General features: G+C 64.2%; 2 protein-coding genes. Both read left to right on the forward strand.

The features are described 5' to 3' along the window. The first annotated feature begins 3 nt into the window (after positions 1-3). A complete protein-coding gene (locus AB4Y86_RS17340) occupies positions 4-1,404 on the forward strand; it encodes a glutamate decarboxylase (RefSeq protein WP_441403406.1) in 1,401 nt (466 codons plus the stop codon). Positions 1,405-1,431: 27 nt separating this feature from the next. After that, a partial coding sequence (locus tag AB4Y86_RS17345) for a class II glutamine amidotransferase (protein ID WP_441403405.1) occupies positions 1,432-2,166 on the forward strand: 735 nt, incomplete at its 3' end.

The raw sequence follows: 2,166 nt of genomic DNA on the forward strand, positions 1-2,166 counted from the left end.
ACCATGAGCAGGTCACACCGGACATCGGCTCAGGATCACGACACGGTCATCGAGTTGAACCCGTTGTTCAGCCGGCCGGGCGAATCCACCACCTTTCCGCGTTTTACGATTCCCGACGGGGAGTCCCTCCCCTCGACTGCCTATCAGGTTGTCCACGACGAGGCGATGCTGGACGGTAACTCCCGGCTGAACCTGGCCACGTTCGTTGGGACGTGGATGGAACCCGAAGCGGTGAAGCTTTACGCCGAGACGTTCGACAAGAACATGATCGACAAGGACGAATACCCGCAGACTGCACTGATCGAAACGCGGTGCTGGCGGATGCTCTCGGACCTGTGGAACGCGCCCGATCCGGCCGCAACTATCGGCACGTCCACGATCGGATCCTCCGAGGCCTGCATGCTCGGCGGGCTCGCCTTGAAGCGACGGTGGCAGCACGCCCGCCGCGCCGCCGGACTCTCTACGGACCAACCCAACCTGGTTCTCAGCTCCGCGGTGCAGGTGTGCTGGGAGAAGTTTTGCAATTACTGGGAGGTGGAGGCCCGTTACGTTCCGGTGTCGGAGGAACACCAGACGCTGGACGGCCACGACCTGGACGCGTATGTCGACGAGAACACCATCGGTGTCATTGCCATCATGGGCGTCACCTACACCGGCGCCTACGAACCAGTCGAGAGAATCTCGGCGGCCCTGGACGTCATCCAGGCCCGCCGCGGCCTGGACATTCCGATTCACGTCGACGGCGCCTCCGGAGCCATGATTGCGCCCTTCCTGCAGCCGGAGACGATTTGGGACTTCCGGCTCCCCCGGGTCGCCTCGATCAACACGTCGGGCCACAAGTACGGCTTGGTGTACCCCGGTCTGGGCTGGGTTGTCTGGCGGGACGAACAAGCGCTCCCCGACGACCTGGTCTTCCACGTCAGCTACCTGGGCGGGGACATGCCCACCTTCGCGCTGAACTTCTCCCGACCCGGCGCCCAGGTCCTCATGCAGTACTACCTCTTCCTGCGCCTCGGCTTCGCCGGCTACCGGTCGGTCCAGGCAACGTCCCGGGACGTTGCGCTCTACTTGTCCGGCGAAATCGGGGCGATGGAGCCCTTCACCTTGTGGAGCGACGGATCCGACATCCCGGTTTTCGCGTGGCAACTCAGCGAGAGCCACACCAGCAACTGGAACCTGCACCACCTCTCCGAACGACTGCGCATGAACGGCTGGCTCGTCCCGGCCTACCCGCTGCCCGACGGACTGAGCGAGATCACCGTCCAACGGATTGTTGTCCGTAACGGCTTCACCCGCRACCTGGCCTCGAGTTTCCTGGCGGACCTGAAAAAGGAAGTCACCTACCTGGACGCGCTCACCACGCCGATGCCCTCCAGCGGCACAACGCAAGCTTTCCACCACTAGCCAGCAGACACCGACAAAGGAACCAACGTGTGCCGACTGTTTGGACTGCATGCAGGCCCCCAACCGGTCCGTGCAACGTTCTGGCTCCTGGACGCCCCGGACAGTCTCTCAAATCAGAGCCGGAAGGAGCCCGACGGAACCGGCATCGGCACCTTTGACGCCGAAGGTGGAGCACATGTGGCCAAGCAGCCGTTCGCCGCTTGGGAGGACCACGCCTTTGCACGCGAGGCCCGGAACCTCAAGAGCACCACATTCCTGGCCCACGTGCGCTACGCCAGCACCGGCGCGCATACGCTGGTCAACACGCATCCGTTTGAGCAGGACGGCCGGCTCTTCGCCCATAACGGCGCCTTCCATGGGCTCGGACAGCTCGATCAACACCTGACCGGGCTCGGGGTCGCGGACCTCGTTCACGGCGAGACCGACAGTGAACGGCTCTTCGCCCTTATTACCGCCGAGAGCCGCAGGGCTGGCGGGGACGTTACTGAAGGCATCACCCGGGCCATCACGTGGATCGCCGAGCGACTGCCGGTCTACAGCCTGAACCTCATATTGACGACGGCGACGGATCTTTGGGCGGTCAGGTTCCCGGCCACCCACGAGCTCTACATCCTGCAAAGCGACCCTGCGGGCGTCTACGGACCGGCGGCTCCGCTGGAAGCCCGGAGCCACCGTATCCACGCCCGCAGTGAAGACCTCGCCCGTTCCCCACACGTGCTGGTCGCCACCGAACCGATGGATCACAACCCGGCCTGGCACGCG

This window comes from Arthrobacter sp. 2YAF22_2, assembly GCF_052114645.1.
In the GTDB taxonomy this organism is placed as follows: Bacteria; Actinomycetota; Actinomycetes; order Actinomycetales; family Micrococcaceae; genus Arthrobacter.